This is a genomic window from Streptomyces sp. NPDC001843 (assembly GCF_042891955.1).
Taxonomy (GTDB): domain Bacteria; phylum Actinomycetota; class Actinomycetes; order Streptomycetales; family Streptomycetaceae; genus Streptomyces.
Genome location: NZ_JBIATQ010000013.1, coordinates 84914 through 101410 on the forward strand (window position 1 = coordinate 84914; position 16497 = coordinate 101410).

Sequence of the window (16497 nt, forward strand, 5' to 3'; positions counted from 1 at the left end):
GGACGGGGCTCCGGAATCGCACCCCCGACCCAGGACCGCCCCCGCCCCCGTCCCCGGCGCCGCCGCCTCCCCCTGCGCCTGCTGCTCCCCCTCCTCGTCCTCCTGGTCATGGTCGCCATGCTGATGCTGCGCGGCTACGTGCACAGTGAGATCCTCGCCGACCACCGCATCCGCCCCGAGGCCTCCACCGGCAAGGTGCCGGAGAAGATCCTGACCGGCGGCCCGGTCATCGACACCCGCGAGGGCCGCACCACCAGCCTGCGCGTCCCCGACCACCGCCTGGTCCTCACCTTCGACGACGGCCCCGACCCCACCTGGACCCCGAAGGTCCTGGACGTGCTGCGCAAGCACCACGCGCACGCGGTCTTCTTCGTCACCGGCACCATGACCTCCCGTCACCCCGAGCTGGTCAGGCGGATGGTGGCCGAGGGCCACGAGGTGGGCCTGCACACCTTCAGCCACCCCGACCTCTCCTACCAGTCCAGGAAGCGCATCGACTGGGAGCTGTCCCAGAACCAGTTGGCGATCACGGGCGCGGCCGGCATCCGCACCTCCCTCTTCCGTCCCCCGTACTCGTCCTTCGCCGACGCCATGGACGACAGGTCCTGGCCGGTGACCCGGTACATCGGAACCCGCGGCTACATCACGGTCGTCAACGACACCGACAGCGAGGACTGGCGCAAGCCCGGTGTCGCCGAGATCGTCCGCCGGGCCACCCCGCACCACGGCAAGGGCGCGATCGTCCTCATGCACGACTCGGGCGGCGACCGGCACCAGACGGTGCAGGCGCTCGACAGGTTCCTGCCCCTGATGCAGCAACAGGGCTACACCTTCGACAACCTCACCGAGGCCCTGAACGCCCCCAGCGCCCACACCCCGGTGACCGGCCCCGGCCTGTGGAAGGGCAGGGCATGGATCTTCCTGGTCCAGGCATCGGACGACGTCACCGACGTCATGGTGGCCGGACTCGCGCTGATCGGCTCCCTGGTCATCGGCCGCTTCGCCCTCATGCTCCTGCTCTCCGGCGCCCACGCCCGCCGGGTCCGCCGCCCTGGCTTCCGCTGGGGAGAGCCGGTCACCGAACCCGCGACGGTACTGGTCCCGGCGTACAACGAGGCCAAGTGCATCGAGAACACCGTCCGTTCCCTGACCGCGAGCGAACACCCCGTCGAGATCATCGTCGTCGACGACGGCTCGACGGACGGCACGGCCGGGATCGTCGAGGCGATGGGCCTGCCCGGGGTCCGGGTGGTGCGCCAGGTCAACGCGGGCAAGCCCGCCGCGCTCAACCGGGGCCTGGCGAACGCCAGTCACGACCTGATCGTGATGATGGACGGCGACACCGTCTTCGAGCCGTCCACGGTCGGGGAGCTGGTGCAGCCCTTCGCGGACCGCAGGGTCGGCGCCGTGGCCGGCAACGCGAAGGTCGGCAACCGGGACTCCCTCATCGGCGCCTGGCAGCACATCGAGTACGTGATGGGCTTCAACCTCGACCGTCGGATGTACGACGTCCTGCGCTGCATGCCGACGATCCCCGGCGCAGTCGGAGCCTTCCGGCGGTCAGCCCTGGAACGGGTCGGCGGCATGAGCGACGACACGCTCGCCGAGGACACCGACATCACGATGGCCCTCCACCGGGACGGCTGGCGGGTGGTGTACGCGGAGAAGGCCCGCGCCTGGACCGAGGCCCCGGAATCCGTCCAGCAGCTCTGGTCCCAGCGGTACCGCTGGTCGTACGGCACCATGCAGGCCATCTGGAAACACCGCCGGGCGCTGCTGGACCGCGGCCCGTCGGGCCGCTTCGGCCGGGTGGGCCTCCCGCTGGTCTCCCTGTTCATGGTGCTCGCCCCCCTCCTGGCCCCCCTGATCGACGTCTTCCTCCTCTACGGGATCGTCTTCGGCCCGACCCGGAGGACCATCGCGGCCTGGCTGGGCGTCCTGACGGTCCAGGCCGTGTGCGCCGCGTACGCGTTCCGGCTCGACCGCGAACGCATGACCCACCTGATCTCGCTGCCGCTGCAGCAGATCCTCTACCGCCAACTCATGTACGTCGTCCTGCTGCAGTCCTGGATCACGGCACTCACCGGGGGCCGGCTGCGCTGGCAGAAGCTGCGGCGCACGGGAGTCGTCGAGGCGCCGGGCGGCGGCCGGGTGCCGGGCCCGCGAACGCCCGACAGCAGTGAACGGAGGCCGGTGTCATGACCGGTACGGAAGCCGTGGCCCCCTCGTCCGCGGTCCGCAAACCACCGGCCGGCCGGGACCGCTACCTGGACCTGCTCCGCTCGATCGCCCTGGTCCGCGTGGTGGTCTACCACCTCTTCGGCTGGGCGTGGCTCACGGTCCTCTTCCCCTCCATGGGCGTGATGTTCGCACTGGCCGGCTCCCTGATGGCCCGCTCCCTGAACCGCCCGGCGGCGAAGGTGATCCGGGACCGGGTGCGCAGGCTGCTCCCGCCGCTGTGGGCGTTCAGCGCGGTGGCGTTGGCGCTGATGTTCATGGGCGGCTGGAACCCGGTGAAGGACCCGGACAACGGCGGCACCTGGGGCCTGGTGAAACTGCTGGACTATGTGATCCCGGTCGGTGCCCCTCCCTACCCCTGGCACCTGGGCTCCGAGTCGGGCCTCCTGGAGGACAGTTGGGCGGTGCAGGCGGTGGGCCCGCTGTGGTACCTGCGCGCGTACCTGTGGTTCGTGGCGGCGTCCCCGCTGCTGCTGTGGGCACTGCGCAGGGCGCCGTGGCCGACCCTGCTTGCCCCGCTGGGCCTGACGGCGCTCGTGGGTACGGGCCTGGTCACCATCCCCGGTGAAACGGGCAACGCCGTCACGGACTTCGCGGTGTACGGGGGCTGCTGGGTGCTCGGCCTCGCCCATCACGAGGGCCTGCTGCACCGCGTCCCCCGCTACCTGGCCGTCTCCGCCTCGGCCCTGCTGATGTCCTTCGCCCTGTGGTGGGCCTCGGGCCACCTCGGGCCGGACGGCTGGGACCTGAACGACATCCCGCTGGCACAGGCGACCTGGTCCTTCGGTTTCGTCGTGATCCTCCTCCAGTACTCCCCGTCGTGGCAGGAACTCCCGGCCCGTCTGCACCGCTGGGACAAGCTCGTCACCCTGTCCAACAACCGCGCCGTCACCATCTACCTGTGGCACAACATGCTGATCATGGCCACGGTCCCGATCATCGACCGGGCGTACGACCTCCCGTTCATGCAGGGCGACCGCGCGGTGGCCGCACTGGACGCCACCTACATGCTCTGGATGTTCCTCCTGGTCTGGCCCCTGATCGCCCTCACGATCCTCGCCCTGGGCTGGATCGAGGACCTCGCGGCCCGACGCAGCCCCAGGCTGTGGCCGAACGGGGCACAGCGCGCGGGCACCCGCCGAAGGCCCTGATCCGCAGCGCCGAACGCCGCTGCCGCGCGACCTCTCACCCCACCTCCGGGCGGGGTGAGAGCAACGTTCCCTTGCGGTCACCCGTGGCCACAGGCAGGAAACGAGGCCTCCCTACCTTCGGGACTCATCACCGCTCATCATCCGCAGGCAGCACCGAGCCCCGGAGCACCGTGGAGGCCTCATGACAGCCCCTAGTACAGCCCCCGCACCCCCGAGCAGGGGCGGCCGCTGGATCCAGCACTGGGATCCGGAGGACGAGACCTTCTGGAACGCGACCGGCGAGAAGATCGCCAAGCGGAACCTGCTGTTCTCCGTTCTGTCCGAGCACATCGGGTTCTCGATCTGGACCCTGTGGTCCGTGCTGGTCCTCTTCATGGGGCCCGAGTACGGGCTGACCCCGGCGGACAAGTTCCTGCTCACCTCGATGGTGACCCTGGTCGGAGCCGTCGTCCGTGTCCCCTACACGTTCGCCGTCGCCCTCTTCGGCGGGCGGAACTGGACGGTCATCTCCGCGAGCCTGCTGCTGATCCCGAGCATCGCGGCCTTCGCCGTGATGAAGCCGGGGACGTCGTTCGACACCTTCCTGCTGATCGGACTCCTCGCCGGTGTGGGCGGCGGCAACTTCGCCTCGTCCATGACCAACATCAACGCCTTCTTCCCGCTCCGTAAGAAGGGATGGGCCCTCGGGCTCAACGCCGGTGGCGGCAACATCGGGGTGGCGGCGATCCAACTGGTGGCCCTCGCCGTCATCGGCGCGAACGGCGGGCCGCGGGTGCTGCTCGGGATCTACATCCCGCTCATCGTCGTCGCCGCCGTCCTCGCCGCGCTCTTCATGAACAACATCGAGAATGTCAAGAACGACACCGGCGCCGCCAAGGACGCCGCGAAGGACGCGCACACCTGGATCATGTCCTTCCTCTACGTCGGGACCTTCGGCTCGTTCATCGGCTACAGCTTCGCCTTCGGTCAGGTGCTCACCAACCAGTTCGGGCGTACCCCGCTGCAGGCCACGTACCTCACCTTCATGGGGCCGCTGCTCGGCTCCCTGATCCGTCCGGTGGGCGGCTGGCTGGCCGACAGGTACGGCGGCGCGAAGATCACCCTCTGGAACTACGTCGCGATGGCTGCCGCCACGGCCGTGCTCGTCGTCGCCAGCATGCAGAAGTCGCTGCCGCTGTTCGTCGTCGTGTTCGCCATCCTGTTCTCGCTCACCGGGATCGGCAACGGCTCCACCTTCAAGATGATCCCCGGCATCTTCCAGACCAAGGCACTCGCCAAGGGCCTCGAAGGTGAGGCAGCCGTCAAGTACGGACGCCGGCTCTCCGGCGCTTCGATGGGCCTCATCGGCGCGGTCGGCGCGCTCGGCGGCGTGGGCATCAACCTGGCGTTCCGGCAGTCCTTCCTCTCCTACGGGTCCGGCACCGGTGCGTTCGTCGCCTTCCTGGCCTACTACGGTGTCTGCTTCGCGGTGACCTGGGCCGTATACCTTCGCCGCCCCGTCGGCCAGAGCAGGGCGGCGACCGCCGCCGAGACGAAGCCGAAGCTCAGCTACGCCGAGGTGTGACGTAACACCGGCGACATCAGCCCGAACCGAGCCTGTCACGCGCTGTTGACAGGCTCGTTCGGCATGCAGGCCAGCTAGGAGAGCCATGTACGACGAAACGCAGCGACCGGACCCCGGCCCGCACGGACCCCTCGCCGGGTTCACCGTGGGCGTGACGGCCGCGCGCCGGGCCGAGGAGCTCGGGGCGCTGCTCCAGCGGCGGGGCGCGGTCGTGCTGCACGCACCCGCCCTGCGCATCGTGCCGCTCGCCGACGACGGCGAACTGCTCGCCGCCACCAAGGAGCTCATCGACCAGGTGCCGGACGTGGTGGTCGCCACCACCGCGATCGGCTTCCGGGGCTGGATCGAGGCCGCCGACGGCTGGGGGCTGGGCGAGCATCTGCTGGGCCGGCTGCGCGGGGTGGAACTGCTGGCGCGCGGACCCAAGGTCAAGGGTGCGATACGGGCCGCCGGGCTGACCGAGAAGTGGTCCCCGTCGAGCGAGTCGATGGCCGAGGTGCTGGACCGGCTGCTGGAGGAGGGCGTCGAGGGACGCCGGATCGCCGTACAGCTCCACGGTGAGCCGCTGCCCGGGTTCGTGGAGGCGCTGCGGGAGGGGGGAGCGGAGGTGGTGCCGGTGCCGGTGTACCGGTGGATGCCGCCGGAGGACAGCGGTCCCCTCGACCGGCTGCTGGACGCGGCCGTCTCGCGCGGACTGGACGCGCTGACCTTCACCAGCGCGCCGGCCGCCGCCTCACTGCTGTCCCGGGCCGAGGAGCGCGGGCTGCTGTCGGAACTGCTCACCGCCCTCAGCCACGACGTGCTGCCCGCGTGCGTCGGCCCGGTCACCGCGGTGCCCCTCCAGGCACGCGGCATCGACACGATCCAGCCGGAGCGCTTCCGTCTCGGGCCCCTCGTCCAACTGCTCTGCCAGGAACTGCCCGGCCGGGCGCGCGTGTTGCCGATCGCCGGGCACCGGGTGGAGATCCGCGGGCACGCGGTGCTGGTGGACGGCGACCTGAAGCCCGTACCGCCGGCCGGGATGTCCCTGCTGCGGGCGTTGTCCCGGCGGCCGGGCTGGGTGGTGGCGCGGGCGGACCTGCTGCGGGCGCTGCCGGGGGCCGGGCGGGACGAGCACGCGGTGGAGACGGCGATGGCCCGGCTGCGTACGGCGCTCGGGGCACCGAAGCTGATCCAGACGGTGGTGAAGCGGGGCTACCGGCTCGCCCTGGACCCGGCGGCCGACGCGAAGTACGCCGACGCCTGACGGGTACCGACAGGAGCCGGTGCGAGGGGTTCCGGCCCCGCGTGTGGGCGGGCACTGTGGGAGGGGGAACGGTTCCCCAGCCCAAGGCGGTGGCGCATGGCACTGGGTACGGCCACGGACGGGTACGAGCTGCGGTTCGACGCGGGGCGGATCTGCCTGGATCTTCTCTCCACCTCCCACCCCGGTGAACGGCTGGACTCCGTCGAGCCGTTGCGCGCCTGGATCACCGGCTCGGGGCTCGTCCCGCCCGGCACCCCGCTGGCGCACGCCGACGGCTCCTGGCTCGGGGGCTTCAGGGAACTGCGGGACTGTGTCGGCGTGTTGGTCCGGGCCGTGGCGAAGGCGCAGGCGCCGGGGCCCGGCTACGAGAGACGGCCGCACGACCTCGCGCTCGCCCGCCTGAACGAGATCGCCCGGCCCGCGCCCCCGGCCCCGCGCGCGGTCCCCGGCGAGGACGGCCGGTTCGTACGGGAGTTGGACCGCCCGCCGCACTGCGCGGCGCTGCTCGCGGCCGTCGCCCGGGACGCCGTGGAGCTGCTGACCGATCCGGTGGTCCGGGCGGCCGTGCGGGAGTGCGAGGGGGGCAATTGCACGATCATGTATCTGGACACGTCCCGCGGACGTCGTCGGCGCTGGTGTTCGAGTGAGATCTGCGGGAACCGGGAACGGGTGGCACGGCACCGCCGACGGGCGGCTCTCACTCGGGCCTGAGTGTCCGTTAGGGGCTTTCTGTGCGGTAAGTGCCAGTCTGGCGTCGAAGTGATTTCGATAACACCGCGTTTGCCTCCGCCGCCGCGCGGGCAACTCCGCACCCCTTGGCGATGTGTCGGAAATGTAAAGATCACGCGGTGGGAATGTGCGCCCATGTCCAGCTCGTCACACCACCCCCGAGAAATTTGTCACCCGGGTTTGAACACGCCGCGGACCACATCCGTACGTCTGGGGGAGCGACCGACTGGGGGAACCCCCGGACACCGGAGGTGGGCGTGCGCAAGGATGCGGCCGTGGCCAATGAACGTGGATCGAGGGCCCGACATCGCATGTCCCAGCCCTCGGAGCCTGATGAGGAGCTGATGCGTGCCCTGTACAGGGAGCACGCCGGACCCCTGCTTGCGTATGTCCTGCGCCTGGTTGCCGGAGACCGGCAGCGTGCCGAGGACGTCGTGCAGGAGACGCTCATCCGTGCCTGGAAGAACGCCGGTCAGCTCAATCGAGCGACCGGATCGGTACGCCCCTGGCTGGTGACGGTCGCACGCCGCATCGTCATCGACGGCCACCGCAGCCGGCAGGCCCGGCCGCAGGAGGTCGATCCGTCGCCGCTGGAGGTCATCCCCGCGGAGGACGAGATCGACAAGGCGCTGTGGCTGATGACGCTGTCGGACGCGCTCGACGACCTGACCCCTGCCCATAGAGAGGTCCTCGTCGAGACGTACTTCAAGGGGCGTACCGTCAACGAGGCGGCCGAGACGCTGGGCATACCCAGCGGCACGGTCCGCTCTCGGGTGTTCTACGCCCTGCGGTCGATGAAGCTCGCACTGGAAGAGCGGGGGGTGACGGCGTGATGAGTGTCTACGGTGGATTCGGAGCGGGTGGTCCGGGTATGTCTGGACCCATGACCCCCAGGCAGGGACCTCCGGTGCCCAACGAGCACGAGACCGTGGGCGCCTACGCCCTCGGCATCCTCGACGACGCCGAAGCGACCGCTTTCGAAGCGCACCTCGCCTCCTGCGAGTGGTGCGCCCAGCAGCTCGACGAGCTCGCCGGGATGGAGCCGATGCTGGCCGCGCTCGCGGACATGCAGGGCCCCGGAACACCCTCGATCGGCGAGTCCCTGTCCGCCAAGCCCGCACCGCGGCTGATGGACAAGCTCGTCGACGAGGTCGCGGTGACCCATGCCAAGAAGCGCCGCCGCAACATCTTCATGCTGGCGGCCGCCGTCGCGCTGATCATCACCGGCCCGGTGGCCGTGATGGCGGTGAACGGGGGCAACGACTCCGGCGGCCAGACCGCCACGCCGCTGGCGGCCACCGCCAAGGACACGTTCAACACGATGTCCGACAGGGTCACGGCGACCGACGCGAGCACCAAGGTCACCGCGACCGTGGCGATGGCGCAGAAGGCCTGGGGCACCGCCGGCGCGGTGAAGATCAGCAACGTCAAGGGCCCCCTGAAGTGCTCCCTCATCGCCGTCGGCAAGAACGGCGAACGCGAGACGATGACCTCCTGGTCGGTCCCGAACGAGGGCTACGGCATCCCGAACGCCAAGTCCGAGATGGCGAAGGAACCGCTCTACGCCCAGGGCGGCGCCGCCTTCAAGCCGAACGAGATCGACCACTTCGAGATCATGACCTTCGACGGCAAGAAGCTGGTGTCGGTCAACGCCTGACGGCACAGGCGGACAGGGCCTGGTGCGCACATCCGCGACCTCGTCGCGGGTGTACGTGCCGGGCCTGCGTGTTTTGCGGGGAAATCGGCCGGGCGGGCCCCTCGCCTCGATGGGCTTCCTTCGCGTACGGTTGACGGCTGCCCAGCACGTCAGAAGGGGGCCCGGTGGCCGCTCAGGCTCAACAGGAAACCGCGGTCGGCTCGGTTCACGACCTGGCGCAGGACTCCCTGCGCGACCGAGAGATCAGCGTGGAACAGGAACACCTGGACCGGGTGTACCGGCGCCTCGAGGAGAAGATCCACGAGGCCGAGTTCCTCATGCACGACGCGGCCAAACGCGGCCAGGTCGGCACCCCCGGCGCGCTCGCCGAGCGGGACGCTCAGGTCTTCAGGGCGGGTGTCCACCTGAACCGGCTGAACAACGAGTTCGAGGACTTCCTGTTCGGCCGGATCGACCTGCTCCTCGGCAAGGACGGCAAGAAGGGACCCGACGGCGCGTACACCGCGGTCGAACCCGCGGAGGGAGCCGTACGCGAGGACGGCACGGCCGACATCGCCGAGACCCTGCACATCGGCCGCATCGGCGTCCTCGACCAGGACTACACCCCCCTCGTCATCGACTGGCGGGCACCCGCCGCGGCCCCGTTCTACCGCTCCACCCCCGTCGACCCCGGACGGGTCGTCCGCAGACGCGTCATCCGCTCCAAGGGGCGCAGAGTCCTCGGCGTCGAGGACGACCTGATGCGCCCCGAACTGAAGGCCTACCTGCAGGGCGACGAGCTGCCGGCGATCGGCGACGGCGCCCTGATGGCCGCCCTCGGCCAGGCCCGCACCCACACCATGCGGGACATCGTCGCCTCCATCCAGGCCGAGCAGGACCTGGTGATCCGCGCCCCCGCCGCATCCGTGACGTACGTCGAGGGCGGACCGGGCACGGGCAAGACGGCCGTCGCCCTGCACCGGGCCGCCTACCTCCTCTACCAGGACCGGCGCCGGTACGCGGGCGGCATCCTGATCGTCTCCCCGACCCCGCTGCTGGTGGCGTACACCGAGGGCGTGCTGCCCTCCCTCGGCGAGGAGGGGCAGGTCGCCATCCGCGCGATCGGCTCGCTGGTCGAGGGCGCCGAGGCCACGCTGTACGACTCCCCGTCCGTGGCCCGCGCCAAGGGGTCGTACCGGATGCTGAAGGTGCTGCGGAAGGCGGCGCGCGGGGCGCTGGAGTTGGGGCCGGGCGGCGGTGCCGCGCCTCCCGCCGGTGCCGGCCGGGCCGGTACCGGTCAGCTCGCCTTCGGCGACGACGACACCGACGTACCGGCGCAGACGCACACCGGCCCGCCCACCCGGCTCCGCGTCGTCGCCTTCGGGCGGCGCCTGGAGCTGGAGGCCGACGAGCTGGAGCACGTCCGCCGCACCGCCCTGGGCGGAACCGCGCCCGTGAACCTGCTGCGTCCCCGCGCCCGCAAGCTGCTGCTCGACGCCCTGTGGGACCGGTCCGGAGCGGGCAGCCGGCACACGGACCCGGAGCTGGCCGCCGAGCTGCGGTCGTCGTTCGACGAGGACGTGAGCTCGGAGGACAGCTTCCTGGCGTTCCTCGACGCGTGGTGGCCCGAGCTGACCCCGAAGGCCGTCCTCACGGCCATGGCGGACGAGCGCCGGCTCGGCCGCTGGGCCCGCAGGATCCTCAACCCCGGCGAGGTCCGCAGGGTCGCCCGCTCGCTCAAGCGGGACGGCCACTCCGTGCACGACATCGCGATGCTCGACGAGCTCCAGGCGATCCTCGGCGCCCCCGCCCGCCCGAAGAAGAAGCGCGAGGCCGACCCGCTGGACCAGCTCACCGGCCTCGAGGAGCTGATGCCGGTCCGCGAGGAGTCGCAGCGCGAGCGGGCCGAGCGGCTGGCGCAGGAGCGCACCGAGTACGCGCACGTCATCGTCGACGAGGCGCAGGACCTCACGCCGATGCAGTGGCGCATGGTCGGCCGCCGGGGCAGGCACGCCACCTGGACGGTCGTCGGCGACCCCGCCCAGTCCTCCTGGTCCGACCCGGACGAGGCGGCCGAGGCCCGCGACGAGGCCCTGGGCACCCGGCCGCGCCGCCGCTTCGAGCTCACCGTGAACTACCGCAACCCGGCGGAGATCGCCGAGCTCGCCGCGAAGGTCCTCGCGCTCGCCATGCCCGGCTCGAAGGCCCCGTCGGCCGTACGGTCCACCGGGATCGAGCCCCGCTTCGGCGTCGTACAGGACACACTGGAGCAGACCGTGCGCGCCGAGGCCCAGCGGCTGCTCGACCTGGTCGACGGCACGGTCGGCGTGGTCGTCGCCATGCACCGGCGCGCGGAGGCCGCCCGCTGGCTCGCCGGGCTCGGCGACCGGGTGGTGGCGCTGGGCAGCCTGGAGGCCAAGGGGCTGGAGTACGACGCGACGGTGGTCGTCTCACCCGCGGAGATCGCCGACGAGTCGCCGGCCGGGCTGCGGGTGCTGTACGTCGCGCTGACCCGGGCCACCCAGCAGCTGACGGTCGTCTCCGGGGAGCGGGACCAGCCGGACGCGGCCGGGGTGCCCGATCTGCTCAGGGACTGAGCGTCGCTGGGGTTTCGGTGGTTCCGGCGTCCCGGTTTCCTGTGAACCGCCCGTAGGGGAATGGCCTTACGGGATCCGTTTGTTAGCCTGGGTGTGGCACCGGCCCGATCCAAGCCCCCGGGCCCAACCTTAGTCGCTGCGAGCGACCACTTGCCGCGAGGCGAGCATGGCGGGTCGGTGTCACTGAACCTCCCAGAGGCCCACGTCAGATGTGACGTGGGCCTCTTTCGTTGAGAACAAAACGTTCTCAATACAGCCCGGCTAACGCCTACTCGGCGGTAGGTGCGACGATCGGACGGCATTACCCGCGACACCGGTGAAAGCAGAGGAAGTCGGCCATGGCAACGGCGCCCAGCGTCTCCTACTCGATGACCATCCGGCTGGAGGTGCCCGCGAGCGGAACCGCGGTCTCCCAGCTCACCACCGCCGTGGAGTCCTCCGGAGGCTCGGTCACCGGCCTCGACGTCACCGCGTCCGGGCACGAGAAGCTCCGTATCGACGTCACCATCGCGGCCACGTCGACCGCGCACGCCGACGAGATCGTCGAGGAACTCCGCGGCATCGACGGTGTCACGCTGGGCAAGGTCTCCGACCGTACCTTCCTCATGCACCTCGGCGGCAAGATCGAGATGGCGTCGAAGCACCCCATCCGCAACCGTGACGACCTCTCCATGGTCTACACGCCGGGTGTGGCCCGCGTCTGCATGGCGATCGCCGAGAACCCCGAGGACGCCCGCCGCCTCACCATCAAGCGCAACTCCGTTGCGGTCGTGACGGACGGCTCGGCCGTGCTGGGCCTCGGCAACATCGGCCCGAAGGCCGCGCTGCCGGTCATGGAGGGCAAGGCGGCCCTCTTCAAGCGCTTCGCCGGCATCGACGCCTGGCCGATCTGCCTCGACACCCAGGACTCCGACGCGATCGTCGAGATCGTCAAGGCGATCGCCCCCGGGTTCGCCGGCATCAACCTCGAGGACATCTCCGCGCCCCGCTGCTTCGAGATCGAGGCGCGACTGCGCGAGGCCCTCGACATCCCCGTCTTCCACGACGACCAGCACGGCACGGCGATCGTGGTCCTCGCCGCCCTGACGAACGCACTTCGCTGCACAGGCAAGGCGATTGAGAACATCCGCGTCGTCATGTCCGGCGCCGGCGCGGCCGGTACGGCCATCCTCAAGCTGCTGATCGCCGCGGGTGTGAAGAACGCCGTCGTGGCCGACATCGCCGGTGTCGTGCACGCCGACCGCGAGGACCTGGTGGACGCCCCGGCCGGCTCGGCGCTGCGCTGGATCGCGGACAACACCAACCCCGAGAACCTCAGCGGCACGCTGAAGGAGGCCGTGCGCGGCGCCGACGTCTTCATCGGCGTCTCCGCCCCGAACGTCCTCGACGGCGACGACGTGGCGGCCATGGCCGACGGCGCGATCGTGTTCGCGCTCGCGAACCCGGACCCCGAGGTGGACCCCGCAATCGCCCGGCAGACGGCGGCGGTTGTGGCCACCGGCCGCTCCGACTTCCCCAACCAGATCAACAACGTGCTGGTCTTCCCGGGCGTCTTCCGCGGTCTGCTGGACGCGCAGTCCCGCACGGTGAACACCGAGATGATGCTCGCCGCCGCGCAGGCGCTGGCCGACGTGGTGACCGAGGACGAGCTGAACCCGAACTACATCATCCCCAGCGTGTTCAACGACAAGGTCGCGGGCGCGGTCGCCGGTGCGGTGCGGGAGGCCGCCAAGGCGGTGGGTGCGGCGTCGTAGAGCGGGTATGCGCCGTCGTGAGGGGTGTGCATAGCCTGTGAGCATCCCCACGGCGGGGCGTCGTACCGGCGCGTCGTGGAACCCGGTACCCAGGGCAGGCGTCTAGGGTGTCGGCCACGTTCCGGCGCTCTTTTCGTGTGACTCCCTAGGGTGTTCTCACGACTCCTACGGGTGCCGGATTGGCTTTCCCGCCGCAGGTAGGGGCAGGATGCGTCCCTGGGCGCGGGGTCTGACGAGGGACCCGGGTCCGGGGACTCACCGAGGACCCTGGCAGCATCGGCATGGCCGTGCCCGACATGCGGCTCAGCCGCGTGGCACGCCTCAACGGCAAGAAGAACACGGGAGTAAGAAAATGAACCGCAGTGAGCTGGTGGCCGCGCTGGCCGACCGTGCCGAGGTGACCCGCAAGGACGCCGACGCCGTGCTGGCCGCGTTCGCCGAGACCGTCGGCGAGGTCGTCGCCAAGGGCGACGAGAAGGTCACCATCCCTGGCTTCCTGACCTTCGAGCGCACCCACCGTGCCGCTCGTACCGCTCGTAACCCGCAGACCGGTGAGCCCATCAACATCCCGGCCGGCTACAGCGTGAAGGTCTCCGCGGGCAGCAAGCTCAAGGAAGCGGCCAAGGGCCAGTGACCTTGCCGTCCGTATGCCACGGGACGGTGTACGGCCTGTAGAACCCCGATGGGGCGGCACCCGGATCTCCGGGCGCCGCCCCATCGTGATTAGGGCCTCGAACCCCTTACAGGCCGCCCCTCAGCCGGGCTGGGCTGCCCGGGGGACGCCCCCCGGACCTACCCCCCGGCCGGGAGCGGGCTGCTCCGGGCGGGGGTGGGTGGCGTGCCGGGTTCAGCCGAGGGCTTTGCCGGGGAGCTCGACCTTCGCGCCCAGCTCCACCGGCTTCTCCATGCTGTGCCTGCCCGGGGGACGCCCCCCGGACCCCCGGCCGGGAGCGGGCTGCTCCGGGCGGGGTGGGTGGCGTGCCGGGTTCAGCCGAGGGCTTTGCCGGGGAGCTCGACCTTCGCGCCCAGCTCCACCAGCTTCTCCATGAAGTTCTCGTAGCCCCGGTTGATGAGTTCGATGCCGTGGACCCGGGACGTGCCCTGGGCGGCCAGCGCGGCGATCAGGTACGAGAAGCCGCCGCGCAGGTCGGGGATGACCAGGTCGGCGCCCTGGAGCTTGGTGGGGCCCGACACGACCGCGGAGTGGAGGAAGTTCCGCTGGCCGAAGCGGCAGTCGGAGCCGCCCAGGCACTCGCGGTAGAGCTGGATGTGCGCGCCCATCTGGTTCAGGGCGGAGGTGAAGCCCAGACGGGACTCGTAGACCGTCTCGTGGATGATCGACAGGCCCGTGGCCTGCGTCAGGGCCACCACCAGCGGCTGCTGCCAGTCCGTCTGGAAGCCGGGGTGCACGTCCGTCTCCAGAGCGATCGACTTCAACTGCCCGCCGGGGTGCCAGAAGCGGATGCCCTCGTCGTCGATCTCGAAGGCGCCGCCCACCTTCCGGTAGGTGTTCAGGAACGTCATCATCGAGCGCTGCTGGGCGCCCCGGACGTAGATGTCACCCTCGGTCGCCAGCGCCGCCGACGCCCAGGACGCGGCCTCCAGGCGGTCCGGGAGGGCGCGGTGGGTGTAGCCGCCGAGCTTGTCCACACCGGTGATGCGGATCGTGCGGTCGGTGTCCATCGCGATGATCGCGCCCATCTTCTGCAGAACGCAGATCAGGTCCTCGATCTCCGGCTCGACGGCCGCGTTGGACAACTCGGTGACGCCCTCGGCGAGTACGGCCGTCAGCAGCACCTGCTCGGTCGCCCCGACGGACGGGTACGGCAGCTGGATCTTCGTACCGCGCAGCCGCTGCGGAGCCTCCAGGTACTGGCCGTCCGCGCGCTTCTCGATCGTCGCGCCGAACTGCCGCAGCACGTCGAAGTGGAAGTCGATGGGCCGGCCCCCGATGTCGCAGCCTCCCAGGCCCGGGATGAAGGCGTGGCCGAGACGGTGCAGCAGGGGACCGCAGAACAGGATCGGGATGCGGCTGGAACCCGCGTGGGCATCGATGTCGGCGACGTTCGCGCTCTCCACGTACGTCGGGTCGAGCACCAGTTCGCCGGGCTCCTCGCCCGGACGGACCGTCACCCCGTGCAGCTGCAGCAGGCCGCGCACGACGCGCACGTCACGGATGTCCGGAACGTTGCGCAGTCGGCTCGGCGCACTCCCCAGCAGGGCGGCGACCATGGCCTTGGGCACGAGGTTCTTCGCGCCGCGGACACGGATCTCGCCCTCCAGCGGGGTGCCGCCGTGGACAAGCAGGACATCGTCGTTGACGGTCATGAATCTCGCGTTCCATGGAGTCGGGCAGGGTTCGGCCGATCACTTTGCGCAGGGCCGGAGAAGACAGGGTAATCGCCGATTACCCCCCTCCCGTAAGCCCAAGTACCGCCCAGCTAGGTCATAGCTGTGTCACAACACGAACCGTTCACCACCGGCCACATCGCGTCACCACCGGCCGGGCGCGCGCCCGGGTGCACCAATGCACCCTCCCGTCTCCCACCACCGCCCTCAAACGAGGCCCTACCGGGCCAGACCTTTCGATTCATAGCTGCATTCACTCCCCGGCCCCGATTGGCTCCCCACACCACGGGAAGATGCGGGATCATGTCTGGCATGACCGAGGTGTCCTCGCTCACAGGGCGGCTGCTCGTGGCTACCCCCGCCCTGGCGGACCCGAACTTCGACCGTGCGGTGGTGCTGCTCCTCGACCACGACGAGGAGGGCTCGCTCGGTGTCGTCCTCAACCGTCCCACCCCGGTGGACGTGGGCGACATCCTGGAGGGCTGGGCCGATCTCACCGGCGAACCCGGCGTGGTCTTCCAGGGCGGCCCGGTGTCGCTGGACTCGGCACTCGGCGTCGCGGTCATCCCCGGTGGCGCGGGCGGCGACCGCACCCCGCTCGGCTGGCGCCGGGTGCACGGCGCGATCGGGCTCGTCGACCTGGAGGCCCCGCCCGAGCTGCTGGCCTCGGCCCTCGGCTCGCTGCGGATCTTCGCGGGATACGCCGGCTGGGGCCCCGGCCAGCTGGAGGACGAGCTGGCGGAGGGCGCCTGGTACGTGGTCGAGTCTGAGCCCGGGGACGTCTCCTCGCCGTCCCCCGAGAGACTCTGGCGCGAGGTCCTGCGCCGCCAGCGCAACGAGCTGGCGATGGTGGCCACCTATCCGGACGACCCTTCGCTGAACTGAAGGGCGCGAGCTTCAGTACTCTGGGGCTTATGAGCACTCTCGAGCCCGAGCGCGGGACTGGTACGGGGACCCTCGTAGAGCCGACGCCGCAGGTGTCCCACGGCGACGGCGACCACGAGCGCTTCGCCCACTACGTCCAGAAGGACAAGATCATGGCGAGCGCCCTCGACGGCACCCCCGTCGTGGCGCTCTGCGGCAAGGTGTGGGTGCCGGGCCGCGACCCGAAGAAGTACCCCGTGTGTCCCATGTGCAAGGAGATCTACGAGTCCATGGACAGCGGCGGCGACGAGGGCGGCAAGGACAAGTAGTGGCCGCTGGGGTTCAGTCCCCAGCCGCCGACGAGGCCCC

Annotated in this window: 13 protein-coding genes; 12 read left to right on the plus strand and 1 reads right to left on the minus strand. The window is 70.6% G+C overall.

Features of this window, described 5'->3' with window-relative positions; all coding sequences use genetic code 11:
* Positions 1-15 precede the first annotated feature (15 nt).
* From ACFYZQ_RS29490 to ACFYZQ_RS29535, 10 genes are all read left to right on the plus strand, one after another.
* Positions 16-2202 carry a glycosyltransferase gene (locus tag ACFYZQ_RS29490; protein WP_389154598.1) on the plus strand — a complete coding sequence of 729 codons (2187 nt, stop codon included), beginning with the start codon at positions 16-18 and terminating at the stop codon, positions 2200-2202.
* Positions 2199-3389 (plus strand): acyltransferase, encoded by a 1191-nt coding sequence (locus tag ACFYZQ_RS29495; RefSeq protein ID WP_389154053.1) that lies wholly within the window; start codon positions 2199-2201, stop codon positions 3387-3389. The genes ACFYZQ_RS29490 and ACFYZQ_RS29495 overlap by 4 nt, the downstream gene beginning before the upstream one ends.
* Before the next feature lie 181 nt (positions 3390-3570).
* On the plus strand, positions 3571-4953 hold the full coding sequence (locus tag ACFYZQ_RS29500) for a nitrate/nitrite transporter (protein WP_389154055.1): 1383 nt from the start codon (positions 3571-3573) through the stop codon (positions 4951-4953).
* Between the two features lie 85 nt (positions 4954-5038).
* Positions 5039-6199 carry a uroporphyrinogen-III synthase gene (locus ACFYZQ_RS29505; protein WP_389154058.1) on the plus strand — a complete coding sequence of 387 codons (1161 nt, stop codon included), beginning with the start codon at positions 5039-5041 and terminating at the stop codon, positions 6197-6199.
* A 96-nt stretch (positions 6200-6295) separates the two neighbouring features.
* Complete coding sequence (locus ACFYZQ_RS29510; RefSeq protein WP_389154060.1) at positions 6296-6910, plus strand: CGNR zinc finger domain-containing protein; 615 nt, start codon at positions 6296-6298, stop codon at positions 6908-6910.
* Positions 6911-7239: 329 nt separating this feature from the next.
* Complete coding sequence (locus ACFYZQ_RS29515; RefSeq protein WP_010039908.1) at positions 7240-7761, plus strand: sigma-70 family RNA polymerase sigma factor; 522 nt, start codon at positions 7240-7242, stop codon at positions 7759-7761.
* 50 nt (positions 7762-7811) lie between these two features.
* On the plus strand, positions 7812-8585 hold the full coding sequence (locus ACFYZQ_RS29520) for an anti-sigma factor family protein (RefSeq protein ID WP_389154063.1): 774 nt from the start codon (positions 7812-7814) through the stop codon (positions 8583-8585).
* A 164-nt stretch (positions 8586-8749) separates the two neighbouring features.
* Entirely contained in the window at positions 8750-11161 is a 2412-nt protein-coding gene (locus ACFYZQ_RS29525) for a HelD family protein (protein ID WP_389154066.1), read from the plus strand.
* Between the two features lie 338 nt (positions 11162-11499).
* Positions 11500-12915, plus strand: a complete 1416-nt coding sequence (locus ACFYZQ_RS29530; RefSeq protein ID WP_389154069.1) for an NAD-dependent malic enzyme — start codon at positions 11500-11502, stop codon at positions 12913-12915.
* 352 nt (positions 12916-13267) lie between these two features.
* Entirely contained in the window at positions 13268-13549 is a 282-nt protein-coding gene (locus ACFYZQ_RS29535) for an HU family DNA-binding protein (RefSeq protein WP_067273695.1), read from the plus strand.
* A 353-nt stretch (positions 13550-13902) separates the two neighbouring features.
* Here the strand turns inward: ACFYZQ_RS29535 and murA are convergent, their stop codons facing one another.
* Positions 13903-15243 (minus strand): UDP-N-acetylglucosamine 1-carboxyvinyltransferase, encoded by a 1341-nt coding sequence (gene murA, locus ACFYZQ_RS29540; RefSeq protein ID WP_388803930.1) that lies wholly within the window; start codon positions 15241-15243, stop codon positions 13903-13905.
* 333 nt (positions 15244-15576) lie between these two features.
* Here murA and ACFYZQ_RS29545 point away from each other — a divergent pair, with 333 nt between their 5' ends.
* Together ACFYZQ_RS29545 and ACFYZQ_RS29550 are read left to right on the plus strand one after the other, a co-directional pair.
* Positions 15577-16149, plus strand: a complete 573-nt coding sequence (locus ACFYZQ_RS29545) for a YqgE/AlgH family protein (protein ID WP_389154601.1) — start codon at positions 15577-15579, stop codon at positions 16147-16149.
* Between the two features lie 29 nt (positions 16150-16178).
* The gene (locus tag ACFYZQ_RS29550) at positions 16179-16457 is read left to right on the plus strand and encodes a DUF3039 domain-containing protein (protein WP_388803936.1); all 279 of its coding nucleotides are present in this window, start codon (positions 16179-16181) and stop codon (positions 16455-16457) included.
* The last annotated feature ends 40 nt before the right edge of the window (positions 16458-16497 follow it).